Origin of the sequence: Natrinema salsiterrestre (genome assembly GCF_029502005.1) — an archaeon.
Taxonomy (GTDB): domain Archaea; phylum Halobacteriota; class Halobacteria; order Halobacteriales; family Natrialbaceae; genus Natrinema; species Natrinema salsiterrestre.
Genome location: NZ_JAMQOT010000002.1, coordinates 727,689 through 741,843, shown reverse-complemented (window position 1 = coordinate 741,843; position 14,155 = coordinate 727,689). Strand labels below are relative to the sequence as shown.

Sequence of the window (14,155 nt, the reverse complement as noted above, 5' to 3'; positions counted from 1 at the left end):
CGACTCCCCAGTGCCCGCGTCACTCCCGATCCCCCCGCACGTCCCACGGAACCGGGCAACCGGCGTCTCCCCGGTTAGTGCTTGAGGAAGTAGACCTGCTTGCGAGCGTCTCGGAAGCTGTACCGGGAGCCGACGAGCCCGACGTCCTCGAGTCGGTTGAGCGCGTAGCGAACGGTGCGATCGGGAAGCAGCGATTCCTCGGCGAGTTGTCCCTGCGAGAGCGGCGAATCGGTTTCGAGCACCTTCGCGACGAGTTTCGCACTCGGCGGGAGATCGCGGAGGCGATCGCGGTATTCGTCCTCGGAAAGCGTTTCCTCGGCGGCGGCGGTGCGGTCCTCGGCTGTGCTCGTGCTCATACCTACGTGGGCGGAACCGCCAGTGGTAAAGCTTCCCTATATGTGGATACGAACAATGTAGTTTGTATAAGGCGTATGAATGATGTATTAACACACTTAATTTGCTGGCCGCTTTCGGCGGCGGCCGTCGCGTAAACTGTTCGAACGTCCATCTCGCCGCTTCGGTATTCGTCATCCGACTTCAGTATCGTTTTATCCCATCACGACAGTAGCTTCGCTCAGTGTGAAAGGACAGGAGTGGTACCAGGCCGACGACATCGCCGAGGAGTACGACGATAAGCGGTTCTCCCGGGGCGGACAGCTGATCGACCGCCGGGAGAAGGCAGCCGTCCTCGACGCTATCATGCCGATCGAGGACCGTAAGATCCTCGAGATCGCCTGTGGTACCGGGCGATTTACCGTCATGTTGGCCGATCAGGGTGCGGACGTGGTGGGACTGGATATCTCGGCAGCGATGTTACAGCAAGGGCGACGGAAAGCGCGGGATGCCGACCTCGCGGGAACGCTCGATTTCCTCCGCGGTGACGCGGGTCGATTGCCGTTTCCGGACGATCACTTCGATACCGTCGTGGCGATGCGGTTCTTCCATCTCGCGGACGATCCCGAGGCGTTCCTCCAGGAGATGCGACGGGTCTCCCGCGATCAGATCGTCTTCGATACGTTCAACCGGTTTTCGACCCGGAGCGTCTATAACTGGGCGCTCCCGATGGGATCGCGGCTCTACTCGAAGAGCGAAGTCGCAGTCCTCCTCGCGAAGACGGATCTCACGCTGGTCGACGTCGAAGACGACTTTCTCCTGCCATACGGGCTATACCGGTCGATCCCCAACGCGCTCGCGTCGCCGCTCCGAGCGCTCGACGAGGGGATCGGTGAGTTCTCCCTTTCCGATCACTTGGCGTCGGTATCGTACTGGAACACCCGCGTTCGCTGATCGAACCGATCTGAAACCAATCTATTTACTATTCGGAGTTCCTATCGGCCGGTATGGATCTCTCGGTAGTGGTGTCGACGCTCAACGACCGAGAGCAGTTGCTGTCGTGTCTCGACGCGATCGCCGAACGGACCCCCTCGTCGACGGAGGTCATCGTCGTCAACGGCCCCTCCTCGGACGGGACGACCGGCGTCGTTCGGGAGCGCGACGACGTGGACGTCCTCGTCGAAATCTCGGAACGGAACCCGAGCGTCTCCCGGAACGCCGGCTTCGAACTCGCGACGGGAGACGTCGTCGCCTTCCTCGACGGCGAGTACGCCGTCGACGAGGGCTGGTATCGGGGTATCGACGAATCCATGACCGACGGGACGGCCGTCGTCACCGGCCCGGTGACCGGCGGTCCGTTCGGGACTGACCGGCGGTCATCGCAGCGAGTCGCAGGCCGACCGGTGACCCACTTCCACGGAGACAACGTCGCGTTCGATCGATCCGTCCTCGAGTCACTCGACGGGTTCGACGAGTACCTCGAGGAGGCGAGCGAACGCGACTGCGCACACCGCATCGCGGGACTCGAGCGTGAGGTCGCCTGGAACCCGACGATGGCCGTCCGCTGTGAGGTCGGGACCGATGGCGGCCGAGCCGACCCCGACTGGGGAGTGACCTACCGGTCGCTGTCCTACCGGCTCGCGAAGAATTACGGCGTGCGGCCGACCGTCCTCGCTCGGACCGCCGGAAGCGCGTTCCGGGACGGCCTCAGCGGCGTTCGCCGGCTGGCGTCCGGCGACGCGACGCCGACGGGCTGGGCGTCGGACGGGACCGACGTGGGGAGGAACATCGCCCGCGGACTGTGGGACGGCGTCCGCGCTCGATACGCCGACCGATCGACCCGGCGCAACCCCAACGGTCTCTCGAAGCGGCACGATCGGGCGGTGCGGGTCTACGACCGTCGGTAATCGATCGCTCCCGCGTTTTCCGCTTATTCGCCTCTGAACTCCGGCTTTCGCCCCTCGAGCTGCGCCTCGAATCCCTCACGGTAATCGTGCGTCTCGTCGAGTTCGCGGCCCAACTGGCGTTCGTACTCGAGGCCGCGCTCGAGGGGCAGCTCGAACGCGGCGTTGAGCGCCCGTTTCCCGTTTCGGAGTCCGAGCGGCGCGTTCTCACAGAGGTCGTCGGCGAACGCTTTCGCCCGGTCGTCGACCGCCTCGGTGTCGACGACCTCGTGGACTAGACCCATGTCGGCCGCGTCTTCGGGGGCGACGAACTCCCCGGTGAGCACTATCTCTTTCGCATTCGAGAGCCCGACGAGACGGGGGAGTCGCTGGGTCCCGCCGCCGTGGGGGAACGTGCCGAGCGCGACCTCGAGCAGCCCGTATTTCGCATCCCGGCCGATGATTCGGAAGTCACAGGGGAGCGTGAGTTCGAACGCGCCCGCCGGGGCCGCGCGCTTGATCCCGGCGACGACCGGCTGGCGGGTCTCCTCGATCGCGGCGAGCACGTCGGGGAAGACGTCGCGATCGATCTCCGAATCCGGTTCGACGCGATCGCGCATCATCTCGAGGTCCATCCCCGCGCAGAAGACGGACCCCTCGCCGAGCAACGTGGCTGCCCGGACGTCCTCGGCCGCGTCGACGCGGTCGAAAGCGTCGACGAGGTCCCGCATCAGCGGGACGGTCATCGCGTTTCGCTTGTCGGGCCGCGAGAGGTAGACGTCGGCCCGGCGGTCGTTCCAGTCGATCGCGGCGAGTCCACTGCCAACGGATTCCATGCCCGTACGATCGGGCCCGCAGTTCTTAGTACCTCGCGCGGATCGGCGGCCCCTCGCCGGACGATTTCGCGCAGTCTCGAGTCGCGCTCGCTGGTGGCTCGGGCGAACATCGCGAACGACGGCACGGTGGGCGCCGATCCGGCGTGAAACGGAGACTACTGCGATCGGCTCGTCTTTCCGCACGGGGCGGTACTCAGGCCTCTTCCCAGGGTTTGGTCTCGACGTCGACGAACTCGAACAGCTCCTCGAACTCGTCGGGCAACTGCTCTTCGGCGTGGGCCAGTTCCCCGCCGGGGACCCGCTCGCTGACGAGTTCGACGACGGCCTTGATCCGGTAGACCGCCTCGGAGCGGTCGATGGTCGACGGCCGGCCGTACGACGCGTCGAGGTCCAGATCGTCGTAGTTCAGCCGCTCGAGGACCCGATCGACGAACGCGTCGTAGTCGTAGGTCTGCCCGTGGTCGGCGGCCAGCAGGTATCGGTCGATCTCCATCGGGAGCGGGCCGGCGATGTCCGTCGCACCGCCTTCCCCGACGCGCTCGCCGAGCGTCTCGAGGACCGCACGCGTCGTTCGGACGGCTTCGGCCTGCCGACCGGCCTCGATTCGGTGCTGTACCTCGCCGACGAAATCGGTGTAGCTCGTACTCATGGGTCGTCCGTCGTCCGGCCGTTCGCCGGTTCGCTGGAAAAGCGCTGTCCGCGGATTCGCAAGGGTCGGTGGCAGTCTCAGACCGGATTGCACTGATTCCACCGCGACAGCCGCTACAACCGCTCCGGCGCGAGCGCGTCGATCGTCGTCTCCGTGACCTCGTTCGAGGCCGGTTCCGGAACGACGACGATCGGGTGGTCGATTCCCGTCTCGGCCGCGAGCGTCCGAAGCTGATCGCGGGCCTCCTCGGGTGTCCCGGCGACGCCGAGATCGGCGATCATCTCGTCGGTCACTGCGCCCGCGGCGTCGCTTTTCTCGCCGTTGCGCCACGCCTCGGCGATCCGATCGGCTTCGTCCGGGAATTCCGTCGCGACGGCGCGGCGGTACCCGTCGCCGCTCCCGACGTAGTAGGCGACGTGTCGACGCAGGGTCTCGCGGGCCTCGGTCGGGTCGTCGCTGACCGCCGACGGCACGTACGGTGCGATCGTGATCTCGTCCGGATCTCGATCGCGTTCCCGCGCGGCCGTCGCGACTTCTTCGAAGGCACCCTCGAGCCGCGAGAACGGGATGTTGTGCGGGATCCACCCGTCGCACAACCGGCCGACGACGCGGCGGTTGGCCGGTCCGAGGCCGGCGTGATAGATCGGGACGTCGGTCGAGACCGACGGGAAGTTCGCCGCCTCGAGCAGTTCCCCCTCGTAGTCGACCGGCCCGCCGGTCCCCGCGGTGAACTCGCGGATCAGTTCGATCGTCTCGTGGGCGCGTCTCACCGGCCGATCGAACGACATCCCGTGGAGGCCCTCGACCGCCGTCGCCGTACTCGTCCCGAGGCCGAGCGTGAACCGGCCCTCGGAGGCGCGCTCGAGCGACGTCGCCGTCATCGCGAGGACGGCCGGCGACCGGGAGTAGACGTTGAGGATCGCGGTGCCGATCCCGATCTCGTCGGTCCGGCAGGCCATCTCGGTCGCCTGCACGACCCCGCTCTCGCCCCAGAGCTCGCCGACCCAGACTGCGTCGTATCCCTGATTTTCGGCTCGAACGGCGATGTCTGCGAGGTTCACGTCGCCGAACGACGTGACCATGAGTCCCACGTCCATGCTCCCGTTGTCGCTCTCCAGCGGCAAAAATCGATTCCCCAGGCGACGACGGCGGTCACCTCGAGCGGCCGTCGAAGACGACCTCGCCGCCGACGATCGTCGCCGCGACGTCGATGTCGTCGATCCGGTCCGACCGATCCCACGGCGACGCCTCGAGAACCACGAGGTCGCCGCGCTTGCCGACCTCGAGCGCGCCGAGTCGCCCGTCATCGAAGCCGGCGTAGGCAGCGCCTCCCGTGTAGGCGCGTAGCGCTTCCGTCACGGACAGTCGCTGCGCCTCCGTCGGCGCGTTTACGGCGTGATGAATTCCCAACAACGGATCCAGCGGCATGCAGTCCGAGCCGAAGGCGAGGGGGACGCCGGCCTCGAGCACCCGGCGGAATCGGTTCGTTCGCGTGCGCCGCTGCTGGCCCAATCGCCGGTCGTACAGCCCGCCGTCGTCGGCCCAGCGATGGAAGTTCGGCTGCATCGACGCGACGACCCCCGCATCGGCCATTCGCTCGAGGTGGTCGTCGGTCGCCAGCTCCGCGTGTTCGATTCGGTGGCGCGAGCCGCCGGGATCGGCGGTCGCTTCCAGCGCCGACAGCGTCTCCTCGATCGCGTCGTCGCCGATCGCGTGAACGCAGAGCTGGTATCCCTCGCCGTCGGCCCGCTCGACGAGGTCGTCGAGTTCGGCGGGTTCGACGACCCACTGGCCGCGCTCGTCGGTCACCTCGTCGGAACCCTCGGAGTCGGTGTCGCTATCGCCGGAATCCGCGTACGGCTCCCGGAGCTTCGCCGTCCGACTCCCGAAACTCCCGTCCGAGAAGGACTTGATCGCGCCGGTTTGCACGCGCTCGTCGCCGTCGTTCGTCCCCAGCCCGACCTCGACGAGCGCCTCGAGGTGGTCGCTCCAGTAGTCGATCCGCACGCGCAGCGGGAGGTCGCCGTCGGCGGCCAGCTCGCGGTAGACGCGCGGGGCGACCGAGCCCCGAACCTTGTCGTGGACGCCCGTAACGCCGCGCTCGACAGCGTACGCCGTCGCCGCTTCGAGCACGTCTCGCATCTCCTCCCGGTCGGCCGTGAGTCGCTTCCTGACCGCTTCGGCGGCGTCCTCGACTGCGACGCCCGTCGGCTCGCCGTCCTTCTGCCGGAGGTCGCCCTCGGGCAGGGCGTCGCCGAGGGTCTCGAGCGCGACCGAATTCAACGAGGCGGTGTGCAGATCGACCCGCATCGCGACGACCGGTCGATCCCCGCTGACCCGGTCGAGTTGCGCGCGCGTCAGCGGGGCCGACTGCCCCTCGGGCCACGCGCTGTCGTCGTAGCCGAACCCGAGGATCCACTCGCGATCCGGCTCGTCGGCGGCGTGGTCGCGGAGCGACTGCACGCACTCCGCCGCGCTGTCGGCGCTCGAGAGGTCCGCGTGAACCAGGTGCTGTCCCAGTTGCTCCATGTGCGTGTGCGCGTCGATGAATCCGGGCAAAACGACGCGACCCTCGCAGTCGATCACCTCGGTCTCGACGCCCGCGAGGAACTCGCAGTCGTCCGCGTCTCCGAGCCGGACGATCTCGCCGTCGCGGATCGCGACTGCCTCGTACTCGGTGCCCGACTCGGTGAGCGTCTGGACCTCCGCGTCGACGAGCAGGAGGTCGGCGGCCGCCGTCATGGGAGAACGCGCACGGGCGAGGGGCAAAACGGTTTGGTCCGCTCGCTCCGCGTGCGTTCGTTCTCGCCGGCTCGAGACTGTAGGAGACCCCAAACCTCGAACTCGAGCCGTAACACGTCCCTACAACCCGGCCCGGGGCGCAAGGTTCACTTGACCGCCCGTTGACCGAGCGGTATGATCGATCGCGAAGGCCGCGTTCTCTTTGGATCGCTTCTCCTGCTCGTCCTCGCGCTCGCCGGCTCCATCGTCGTCGATCGACAGTTCGGGGTCGCGGTTCGCGACCGACCGCTCCTCTCGTTTCTCCTGATCGCCGGGATCGCCGTCGCGCTCCCGAACCTGTATCTCGCGGCCACCGGCGACGGGGATCGATTCCGAAGCAGGCTGCGCGTCGCCGCGATCACGACGGCGGCGTTCGCGCTCGCGTTCACCGCCGAGGCAGAGGGAGTCGGCTACCTCCTGATCGCCGCGATCGGCACCGGTTCCGTCGTCGCACTGGTCTGTTACGAAATCCTCGCGGAGTACGGGACCGAGACCGACGACTCGGTGACGAGGGTATCGTGACGGCTACGGGTCTGTTCGACGGGTCGGAGGAGACGTCGCCCGCTCGAGCCGCGACGATCAGCAACTGTTAGGACCCACCGCCCTCTTGCCCCATCCATGACAGACGCCGAGGACCTCGCCGAGCGGGTGCGCGACGGCGACCTTCGCATTCACGAACTCGAGGAGCACGCCGATTACGACACTGCAGCGCACGCGCGCCGGCTGCTCGTCGAACGCGAGACGGGGACCGAACTCGAGGCGATCGGGGACTACGCGTTCCCGGCCGAGCAAGCGGACCCGAACATCGAGAACATGATCGGCGCGGCGCAGGTGCCGATGGGCGTCGTGGGTCCCGTCCCGGTGAACGGCGGCGCGACCGACGACGAGCACTACCTCCCGCTCGCGACGACGGAGGGCGCGCTGCTGGCGTCGGTCAACCGCGGCCTCGGCGTGATCCGCACTGCGGGGGGAGCCGACGCCCGCGTCACGAAAAACGGAATGACGCGAGCCCCGGTCTTTCGGGTGGCGGGCGTCGCCGAGGCCGCCGAGACGGTCGAGTGGGTCGAGGACAATTTCGAGGCGCTCCGTGAGGCCGCCGAGTCGACGACGAGCCACGGGGAGTTGCTCGATATCGAACCCTACGTGGTCGGCGACTCCGTCTTCCTGCGCTTCGCCTACGACACCAAGGACGCGATGGGGATGAACATGGCCACGATCGCGACCGGCGAGGCCTGCGAACTCGTCGAGCGCGAGACGCCCGCCTCGCTCGTGGCCCTCTCGGGTAACCTCTGCTCGGACAAGAAACCGGCCGCGATCAACGCCGTCGAGGGACGGGGACGCTCGGTCACCGCTGACGTGCTGGTCCCCGGCGAACTCGTCGAAGATCGGCTCCACACGACCGCCGACGCCATCGCCGAGGCCAACACTCGCAAAAACCTGATCGGGAGCGCCAAGGCGGGCAGTCTGGGATTCAACGCCCACGCCGCCAACGTCGTCGGCGCGGCGTTCCTCGCGACCGGCCAGGACGAGGCTCAGGTCGTCGAGGCCGCGAACACGATCACCACCATGGACGCCCGCGAACGCGACGACGGCACCACGGATCTCTACGCCAGCGTCTCGCTGGCTTCCCTCGAGGTCGGCACCGTCGGCGGCGGCACGAAACTCCCGACGCAGGCCGAAGCGCTCGAGGTTCTGGGCCTTCGAGGGGGCGGTGACCCGCCCGGATCGAACGCCGACGCGCTCGCCGAAATCATCGCCGTCGGCGCGCTGGCGGGCGAACTCTCGCTGTTAGCCGCGCTCGCCTCGCGACACCTCGCGAGCGCGCACGAGGACCTCGGGCGATAGCTGCGGATCGGTGTCGCAGGCGAAGAACAGGTGTCTTCTCTCTCTGACCGTATCGATCACGCCGCTTCTGGAGGATCTTCGGAGGCATCACCGCGGCGTCGAACCGTTCTGATCGCGATGTAGCTCCCGGACAGGACGAGCAGGACCAGTCCGAGGACGCTCTGCAGTCCCGACGTTCCAAGCAGGACGAACAGCCAGCCGACGGCGGCACCGCCGTGGCCGAGCGCGAGATCGTACTGCCCGACGTTCGCGTGGATCCCCGCGAGAACGGCGAACGTGACCGCGAAGACCCACGTCGCCGCGACCGTCGCCTCGAGCCCGGCGATCGTGTCGCTGACGACCGCGCCGTAGACGACCAGTCCGACCGCGAGCAGGAGTCCCGCGCCGACGACGGGGTCCTGGAGATCGACCGTGTCTGCCATACCGACGGGAGTCGCCGGGACGGGATAGCCGTGGCGGTCCCGTCGTGACGACCCTACAACAGCCGGTATCGCCCGCGGCTCTCGCTCACGACGCCGCGTCGCGTGAGTTTCTCGAGCGCGTCTCTGGCGTACTCCGCCGAGACGCCGCGTTCGCCGGCGTAGTCGACGACCTCGTCCTCGGTCGGCCTGTCGAGGGCCTCGAGCGCACCTTTCACGATCTCCTTCTTGCTCCCGTCGTGGCTCGAGCCCCGCGGATCGCGATCGCCGGCGGCCGCCACTTCGTCGACGTCCAGTCCGGACTCCTCGAGGTACTCGTTGTCGTCGACGACGCCGCCGGCGACGTCGTCCTCGAGTTCGGCGAAGGAGTCGAGTTCGGCGAAGGCCTCGCCCTCGCCCTGGCGGTTCGCGAGCATCGACGCGCGGACGTCGCGAGCGTGGGCGGCGTCGTCGGTCTCGACGAACTTCTTGCGCCTCTCGTAGGCTCGACGCGAGCCACAGCGGGGACACTGGGTCGTCTCCGATCGCCCCTCGATGATCCAGAGGTTCGAACACTCGCTGCAGCCGACGACGGCGTACATGTCTCACAGTGGCTGCTCGCGGTAATTCAACCTTCGGCAAGCGGAGCGGAAGTGATCGGTCCTCGTCGGCTCAACCGTCTCGACCGTCAGAAGATTTTAGTTGTTCGACTGATACCCGCGTAGCGATGGTCGTCCCTGACGTTCCGTCGATAGGGGTACTCGCACTGTACGGTATCGCCGGCGCGTTTCTGCTCCTGGTCGTCGGCGTTCCGACCGCCTTCCTGTTTCGGTATATCAGGCTCGGTACCGAGTGTCGGCTCCTGGCTCGCCGGCTGCGACTCGAGTGGCCGGTCTTTCTCGGAGCAGTGCTCGTCGTCGGGGCCTGGTTCGGGCTTCTCCGCGAGTTCGGATCGATTCCCGATACCGACTGGTTCCTCGCCGGATCGGCCGTGTTCGTCCTCGGCGTCTTCTCGCTCTCGGTCGCCGTCGCGAACGCCGACTGGTACCGGGCGACGGATCTCCCCGTCTCGGAGACCGGGTTCGTTCGCGAGGGGCCGGTACAGATCTCCGGCGAAGCCCGTCCCGTCGACGCCCCGCTGACCGGTCCGATTTCCGACGGGCCGTGTCTCGCCTACGCGGTGACCGTTAAAGATCGACGCTGGCTACCGAACAGCCACGGCAGCTCGCGGACACAGGTCCCGATCGCGATCGACAGCGACGCGACGCGATTCACGGTCGACGACGGTACCGGCCCGGTACTCGTCGATCCGGCGACCGCCGACGTCCGTCCGGCCGGTCCGTCTCCCACCGTCGATCGGGACGTGTCGGTCGCGGTGGACGGCGAGGAGTCGCCGCCGGACCACGTCAGCGATTCGTTCGACGACCTCGAGATCGGCCCGTCGACGAACGACCGACGCTACCGCGAGGACCACATTCAGCCCGGTGACGCGGTCCACGTCGTCGGGTCGTGTCGATCGGTCGCACACGGATACGATCGGAACAGGGTCATCACCGAGGCGGGCGATGCGCCGGCGTTCGCGGCGACCGGCGGCGACGCCGAGACGGTCTCCGGGTCGGTTCGCCGGCTCGTCCGGGGGAGCGCGGGGATCGGCTGTGCGTTCGCCGCCTCCGGTGCGATCCTGACGCTCTGGCTGAGCCTGTGAGCGACGGTCACCGATCCCACTGACACTCGAACGAACGCGCCCGAACCGTCGACACGCTCAGTGAGCCGAGACGTCGGAGACGATGTTGAGACAGTAGACGCCCGCGAGGATGAGTCCGACGCCGGCGACGGCCGCGCCGTCGAACTGCTCGTCGAAGGCGAGCACGCCGATCGACGCGACGCCGACGATACCGAGCGCGGCCCACGTCGCGTAGACGACGCCGACGGGCAACTCCTCGAGCGTCAGCGAGAGGAGATAGAAGGCCAGCCCGTAGCCGACAACGACACCGAGCGTCGGGAGCGGCCGCGAGAACCCGTCGGAGAGTTTGAGCGCCGTCGTTCCGAGCAGTTCCGACAGGATCGCACCGCCGAGTATCACGTACGGGTTCATAGGGTGCGTTACTGTTAGAAAACATATGTTAGTTTCGAATCACGAACGCGATCGAAGTAACGGGACTGACTGGTGGACCCCCTCGGCGGTATCCGCGGAATTATGTAATCCGCCCCCGTGGTGCCCGCACATGGAACGCGTCTCGCTCGAGGACCTCGAGCCGTCGGAGGCCGCCGATGGCGTCCACCTGGCGCTGATGGCGGGCACCGACTCGATGAACGTCCAGCACTTCGAGATCGAACCCGGCGCGGTGGTGGACGAACACAGCCATCCCCACGAACAGACGGGGTTCATCGTCGAGGGGGAACTGGTCTTCCTCACCGACGGGGAGGAGATCGTCTGCGGCCCCGGCGACTCCTACGCTATTCCCGGTGAGCAACCACACGCCGCGGAAAACCGCGGCGACGAGACGGTTCGCGGGGTCGACATCTTCAGCCCGCCGCGGGAGAACCCGAGCTGGCAGGAGTGAGGACGACACTCGTCGGGCCGCGGTTTCTTCCGGGCGCTCGAATCACGAGCAGCGGCTCGTCTCCGGGGTCGCTCGGGGCGTTCGACTGTCGGCGGCTACTCGAACGCTCCGTCGCTCGGACGGTTACCCGCAAGCAGCTACAGCGGAAACGCGCTCACCAGTTCGAAGAAGACGAGCAAGCCGATGCCGGTGGTGACGGCCACGATCGCGATCGGAACGAGTATTCGTGACACTCTCCGGACCGTCTCTCTCGTGGATGCCGCGACGTTCACCGGGAGGGGTATTCCGTGCTCCATAGCACCGACGCCCACACGTGAGGACTTGAAACTCAGTCAGACGACCGAATGACGGCAAAAATCCGGTGCAAGAACGATCGACGGATTGCCGCCCGTTACTCCAGTCGCTTCCGCATTTCGACGTGCGGAATCCCGGCCTCCTCGAACTCCTCCCCCCGCCGTTCGTACCCCAGCCGCCGATAGAAGTCGACGGCCCGGATCTGCGAGTGGAGTTTCAGCGTCGCAAACCCCCGCTCGTCGGCGCGGTCCTCGAGGGCAGTCATCAGCTCTCGACCGACTCCCTCCTCGCGCCGGGACTCGAGGACGGCGACCCGTTCGACTTTGCCGACGCCGGCCTCGTACTCGCGGAGGCGAGCCGCGCCGATCGGCTCGTCGCCGTCGTACGCGACGAAGTGCGTGGCCGTCTCGTCGTGGTCGTCGTACTCGAGGTCCTCGTCGACGCCCTGCTCGTCGACGAACACGGTCCGTCGGACTGCGAAGGCATCGTCGCGTCGGTGCTCGGTGTCGGCGACGAACACATCGATGTCGGTCATTGCGAGCGCGTACGGAGTCCGGTGGTGAGAACGTTACCCTTTGGTTGAACGGATGAATCCCTCGGCGACAGTTCGACGGTTCGAGATCGATGGTTCGGGATCGGAGCGCTGTGCTCGGTGCGGAACGACGCCGGGATCTACCGGCTGGGAGTCACTGCATCGACGCCCCACAGAAAAGAAAGAACGCTTCAGATCGTCGGAACGCACAGCGTTCCGATCGCCAGCGAAGCTGGCTTCCGCCGGTTTCTCGATATTCTCGCGGCGACGCCGCGAGCGGGCGAGAAACTCTTAGGCGAGCTTCTCGATATTCTTGACGACTTCCTCGGCGTACTCGCTGGTGGCGAGCTTCTCGGCGTCCTCGAGGTTGCGCTCGAGGTCGTAGGTGACCTTGCCGGAGGAGATGGTCTCCTCGACGGCGTCGCGGACGAGCTCGGCGGCGTCGTCCCAGCCGATGTAATCGAGCATCATGCGGCCCGAGAGGATCATGGCGGTCGGGTTGACCTTGTCCTGACCCTCGTACTTGGGGGCGGAGCCGTGGACGGGTTCGGCCAGCAGGAGGCCGTCGCCGAAGTTCGATCCGGGCGCGATGCCGAGGCCGCCGATCTGTGCGCCGGCGGCGTCGGACATGTAGTCCCCGTTGAGGTTCATCGTCGCGATGACGTCGTAGTTGTCCGTTCGGGTCAGGAGCTGCTGGAGCATGTTGTCGGCGATGCGGTCGTTGACGACGACGGCGTCTTCCGGCGCTTCGCCGTCGCGCTCCTCCCAGAGCGTGTCCTCGGTGATGACCTCGTCACCGTACTCCTCTTCGGCGACCTCGTAGCCCCAGTCGCGGAACTGCCCCTCGGTGAACTTCATGATGTTGCCCTTGTGGACCAGCGTGACGGAGTCGCGGTCGTGCTCGAGGGCGTAGTCGATGGCGCGGCGGATCAGCCGCTTGGAGCCGAACTCGGTGATCGGCTTGATGCCGATGCCGACGGGGCCGTCGTGAATGGTGTTGTCGAAGCCCATGTCCTCCTCGACGAACTCCTTGACCTCCTCGACTTCGTCGGTGCCTTCCTCCCACTCGATGCCGGCGTAGACGTCTTCCGTGTTCTCACGGAAGGTGACCATGTCCATCTGCTCCGGCTCGGAGACGGGCGACGGCACGCCGTCGAGGTAGTAGGTCGGTCGGACGTTCGCGTAGAGGTCGAGCTTCTTCCGCAGCGCGACGTTCAGCGAGCGGAACCCGGCACCGACGGGGGTCGTCAGCGGGCCCTTGATCGCGACGCGGTGTTCCTTGATCGCTTCGACGGTCTCCTGTGGCAGGTTCTCGTCGTACTTCTCGCGAGCGGACTCGCCGGCGTAGAGTCGCATCCAGTTGATGTCGCGGCCGGTCGCCTCCGCGGCGGCCTCCAGGACCTTCTGTGCGGCGGGACCGACATCGCTCCCGACACCGTCTCCGTAGATAATCGGGATAATCGGGTTGTCAGGCACCTCGAGTTCGTCCTCGGTACCCGCTTTCAGCGTGATCTGCTCCCCCTCGTCGGGGACCTCGATCTTGTCGTAGCTCATCTCGTCTGTACGGTTCTTCGACGGGGGTAAAAGGTCTACCATTTCCGTCTCGGGGCGGCAAACATTGAACGATACCCAGTCGGCACGAACGGTGCGTACGCGGCCAAAACGCGCGTTCGAACGCCCGATACGGCAAGAATAGCGCCCAGTGGCACATATAAAAATCCGTTAAATGAAGGGCGCGATTGCCGCAAAATCAGCATTTTCGACCGGACGCCGGTCGGTCCCGATAGCGTCCGGATAGAACGCGGGGCGCGGGAAAAACGACCGCGTGACCGTCACCCTCGAGACGACGGTCCACCCGCCGGGACCGGCAGTCGCGTTCGCCGTCTCGCCGGTGGCGATCACGGTGGTCGAGCCGACGTCAGCGTGCCCGTGACGACCGGCCCTGATCGGTGGCGTCTCTCACGCCAGTCGCACTCGAGACCCGCGGGCGGGATAATCCGTCGGGACCGTTTCACCGATCGGGGCGTCGTTACTCGTCGT

General features: G+C 66.8%; 17 protein-coding genes. 6 read left to right on the top strand and 11 right to left on the bottom strand.

Features of this window, described 5'->3' with window-relative positions:
- Positions 1–74: 74 nt before the first annotated feature.
- Entirely contained in the window at positions 75–356 is a 282-nt protein-coding gene (locus NDI89_RS09240; protein WP_226005279.1) for a MarR family transcriptional regulator, read from the bottom strand.
- A 223-nt stretch (positions 357–579) separates the two neighbouring features.
- Between NDI89_RS09240 and NDI89_RS09235 the strand changes: the two genes are divergently transcribed.
- Together NDI89_RS09235 and NDI89_RS09230 are read left to right on the top strand one after the other, a co-directional pair.
- Positions 580–1,287 (top strand): class I SAM-dependent methyltransferase, encoded by a 708-nt coding sequence (locus NDI89_RS09235; protein WP_277521241.1) that lies wholly within the window; start codon positions 580–582, stop codon positions 1,285–1,287.
- 53 nt (positions 1,288–1,340) lie between these two features.
- On the top strand, positions 1,341–2,240 hold the full coding sequence (locus NDI89_RS09230) for a glycosyltransferase family 2 protein (RefSeq protein ID WP_277521240.1): 900 nt from the start codon (positions 1,341–1,343) through the stop codon (positions 2,238–2,240).
- A 23-nt stretch (positions 2,241–2,263) separates the two neighbouring features.
- Here the strand turns inward: NDI89_RS09230 and NDI89_RS09225 are convergent, their stop codons facing one another.
- The 4 genes from NDI89_RS09225 to NDI89_RS09210 all read right to left on the bottom strand — a co-directional run bounded on the left by NDI89_RS09225 (position 2,264) and on the right by NDI89_RS09210 (position 6,443).
- A complete protein-coding gene (locus NDI89_RS09225) occupies positions 2,264–3,052 on the bottom strand; it encodes an enoyl-CoA hydratase/isomerase family protein (RefSeq protein WP_277521239.1) in 789 nt (262 codons plus the stop codon).
- Between the two features lie 193 nt (positions 3,053–3,245).
- A complete protein-coding gene (locus tag NDI89_RS09220) occupies positions 3,246–3,701 on the bottom strand; it encodes a DUF2267 domain-containing protein (protein WP_277521238.1) in 456 nt (151 codons plus the stop codon).
- Positions 3,702–3,814: 113 nt separating this feature from the next.
- A complete protein-coding gene (locus NDI89_RS09215; RefSeq protein ID WP_277521237.1) occupies positions 3,815–4,798 on the bottom strand; it encodes an LLM class flavin-dependent oxidoreductase in 984 nt (327 codons plus the stop codon).
- Between the two features lie 55 nt (positions 4,799–4,853).
- Positions 4,854–6,443 (bottom strand): amidohydrolase, encoded by a 1,590-nt coding sequence (locus tag NDI89_RS09210; protein WP_277521236.1) that lies wholly within the window; start codon positions 6,441–6,443, stop codon positions 4,854–4,856.
- 174 nt (positions 6,444–6,617) lie between these two features.
- On the opposite strand from NDI89_RS09210, the gene NDI89_RS09205 reads away from it, so the two are divergent.
- Together NDI89_RS09205 and hmgA are read left to right on the top strand one after the other, a co-directional pair.
- Positions 6,618–7,004, top strand: a complete 387-nt coding sequence (locus NDI89_RS09205) for a hypothetical protein (RefSeq protein WP_277521235.1) — start codon at positions 6,618–6,620, stop codon at positions 7,002–7,004.
- A 96-nt stretch (positions 7,005–7,100) separates the two neighbouring features.
- Positions 7,101–8,327: a hydroxymethylglutaryl-CoA reductase (NADPH) gene (gene hmgA, locus NDI89_RS09200; RefSeq protein WP_277521234.1), complete on the top strand. Its 1,227-nt coding sequence runs from the start codon at positions 7,101–7,103 to the stop codon at positions 8,325–8,327.
- A 56-nt stretch (positions 8,328–8,383) separates the two neighbouring features.
- On the opposite strand, the gene NDI89_RS09195 is transcribed toward hmgA, so the two are convergent.
- Entirely contained in the window at positions 8,384–8,749 is a 366-nt protein-coding gene (locus NDI89_RS09195) for a hypothetical protein (protein WP_277521233.1), read from the bottom strand.
- A 53-nt stretch (positions 8,750–8,802) separates the two neighbouring features.
- The gene (locus NDI89_RS09190; protein WP_277521232.1) at positions 8,803–9,327 is read right to left on the bottom strand and encodes a DUF5817 domain-containing protein; all 525 of its coding nucleotides are present in this window, start codon (positions 9,325–9,327) and stop codon (positions 8,803–8,805) included.
- A 125-nt stretch (positions 9,328–9,452) separates the two neighbouring features.
- Here NDI89_RS09190 and NDI89_RS09185 point away from each other — a divergent pair, with 125 nt between their 5' ends.
- Complete coding sequence (locus tag NDI89_RS09185) at positions 9,453–10,430, top strand: hypothetical protein (protein ID WP_277521231.1); 978 nt, start codon at positions 9,453–9,455, stop codon at positions 10,428–10,430.
- A 57-nt stretch (positions 10,431–10,487) separates the two neighbouring features.
- Here the strand turns inward: NDI89_RS09185 and NDI89_RS09180 are convergent, their stop codons facing one another.
- On the bottom strand, positions 10,488–10,820 hold the full coding sequence (locus NDI89_RS09180; protein ID WP_277521230.1) for a DMT family transporter: 333 nt from the start codon (positions 10,818–10,820) through the stop codon (positions 10,488–10,490).
- A gap of 130 nt (positions 10,821–10,950) precedes the next feature.
- Between NDI89_RS09180 and NDI89_RS09175 the strand changes: the two genes are divergently transcribed.
- Positions 10,951–11,289, top strand: a complete 339-nt coding sequence (locus tag NDI89_RS09175; RefSeq protein ID WP_226005291.1) for a cupin domain-containing protein — start codon at positions 10,951–10,953, stop codon at positions 11,287–11,289.
- Positions 11,290–11,426: 137 nt separating this feature from the next.
- Here the strand turns inward: NDI89_RS09175 and NDI89_RS09170 are convergent, their stop codons facing one another.
- The 3 genes from NDI89_RS09170 to icd all read right to left on the bottom strand — a co-directional run bounded on the left by NDI89_RS09170 (position 11,427) and on the right by icd (position 13,669).
- Entirely contained in the window at positions 11,427–11,585 is a 159-nt protein-coding gene (locus NDI89_RS09170; protein WP_277521229.1) for a hypothetical protein, read from the bottom strand.
- 95 nt (positions 11,586–11,680) lie between these two features.
- On the bottom strand, positions 11,681–12,118 hold the full coding sequence (locus NDI89_RS09165; protein WP_277521228.1) for a GNAT family N-acetyltransferase: 438 nt from the start codon (positions 12,116–12,118) through the stop codon (positions 11,681–11,683).
- A gap of 288 nt (positions 12,119–12,406) precedes the next feature.
- Positions 12,407–13,669, bottom strand: a complete 1,263-nt coding sequence (gene icd, locus NDI89_RS09160) for an isocitrate dehydrogenase (NADP(+)) (protein WP_277521226.1) — start codon at positions 13,667–13,669, stop codon at positions 12,407–12,409.
- Between the last annotated feature and the right edge of the window lie 486 nt (positions 13,670–14,155).

Bases quoted from the DNA above. Each gene is read 5' to 3' on its own strand.
- NDI89_RS09225 (WP_277521239.1), bottom strand. From the start codon at position 3,052: ATGGAATCCGTTGGCAGTGGACTCGCCGCGATCGACTGGAACGACCGC.
- NDI89_RS09165 (WP_277521228.1), bottom strand. From the start codon at position 12,118: ATGACCGACATCGATGTGTTCGTCGCCGACACCGAGCACCGACGCGAC.
- NDI89_RS09240 (WP_226005279.1), bottom strand. From the start codon at position 356: ATGAGCACGAGCACAGCCGAGGACCGCACCGCCGCCGCCGAGGAAACG.
- NDI89_RS09220 (WP_277521238.1), bottom strand. From the start codon at position 3,701: ATGAGTACGAGCTACACCGATTTCGTCGGCGAGGTACAGCACCGAATC.
- NDI89_RS09230 (WP_277521240.1), top strand. From the start codon at position 1,341: ATGGATCTCTCGGTAGTGGTGTCGACGCTCAACGACCGAGAGCAGTTG.
- NDI89_RS09195 (WP_277521233.1), bottom strand. From the start codon at position 8,749: ATGGCAGACACGGTCGATCTCCAGGACCCCGTCGTCGGCGCGGGACTC.
- NDI89_RS09175 (WP_226005291.1), top strand. From the start codon at position 10,951: ATGGAACGCGTCTCGCTCGAGGACCTCGAGCCGTCGGAGGCCGCCGAT.
- NDI89_RS09210 (WP_277521236.1), bottom strand. From the start codon at position 6,443: ATGACGGCGGCCGCCGACCTCCTGCTCGTCGACGCGGAGGTCCAGACG.
- hmgA (WP_277521234.1), top strand. From the start codon at position 7,101: ATGACAGACGCCGAGGACCTCGCCGAGCGGGTGCGCGACGGCGACCTT.
- NDI89_RS09190 (WP_277521232.1), bottom strand. From the start codon at position 9,327: ATGTACGCCGTCGTCGGCTGCAGCGAGTGTTCGAACCTCTGGATCATC.
- NDI89_RS09215 (WP_277521237.1), bottom strand. From the start codon at position 4,798: ATGGACGTGGGACTCATGGTCACGTCGTTCGGCGACGTGAACCTCGCA.
- NDI89_RS09185 (WP_277521231.1), top strand. From the start codon at position 9,453: ATGGTCGTCCCTGACGTTCCGTCGATAGGGGTACTCGCACTGTACGGT.
- NDI89_RS09170 (WP_277521229.1), bottom strand. From the start codon at position 11,585: ATGGAGCACGGAATACCCCTCCCGGTGAACGTCGCGGCATCCACGAGA.
- icd (WP_277521226.1), bottom strand. From the start codon at position 13,669: ATGAGCTACGACAAGATCGAGGTCCCCGACGAGGGGGAGCAGATCACG.
- NDI89_RS09205 (WP_277521235.1), top strand. From the start codon at position 6,618: ATGATCGATCGCGAAGGCCGCGTTCTCTTTGGATCGCTTCTCCTGCTC.
- NDI89_RS09180 (WP_277521230.1), bottom strand. From the start codon at position 10,820: ATGAACCCGTACGTGATACTCGGCGGTGCGATCCTGTCGGAACTGCTC.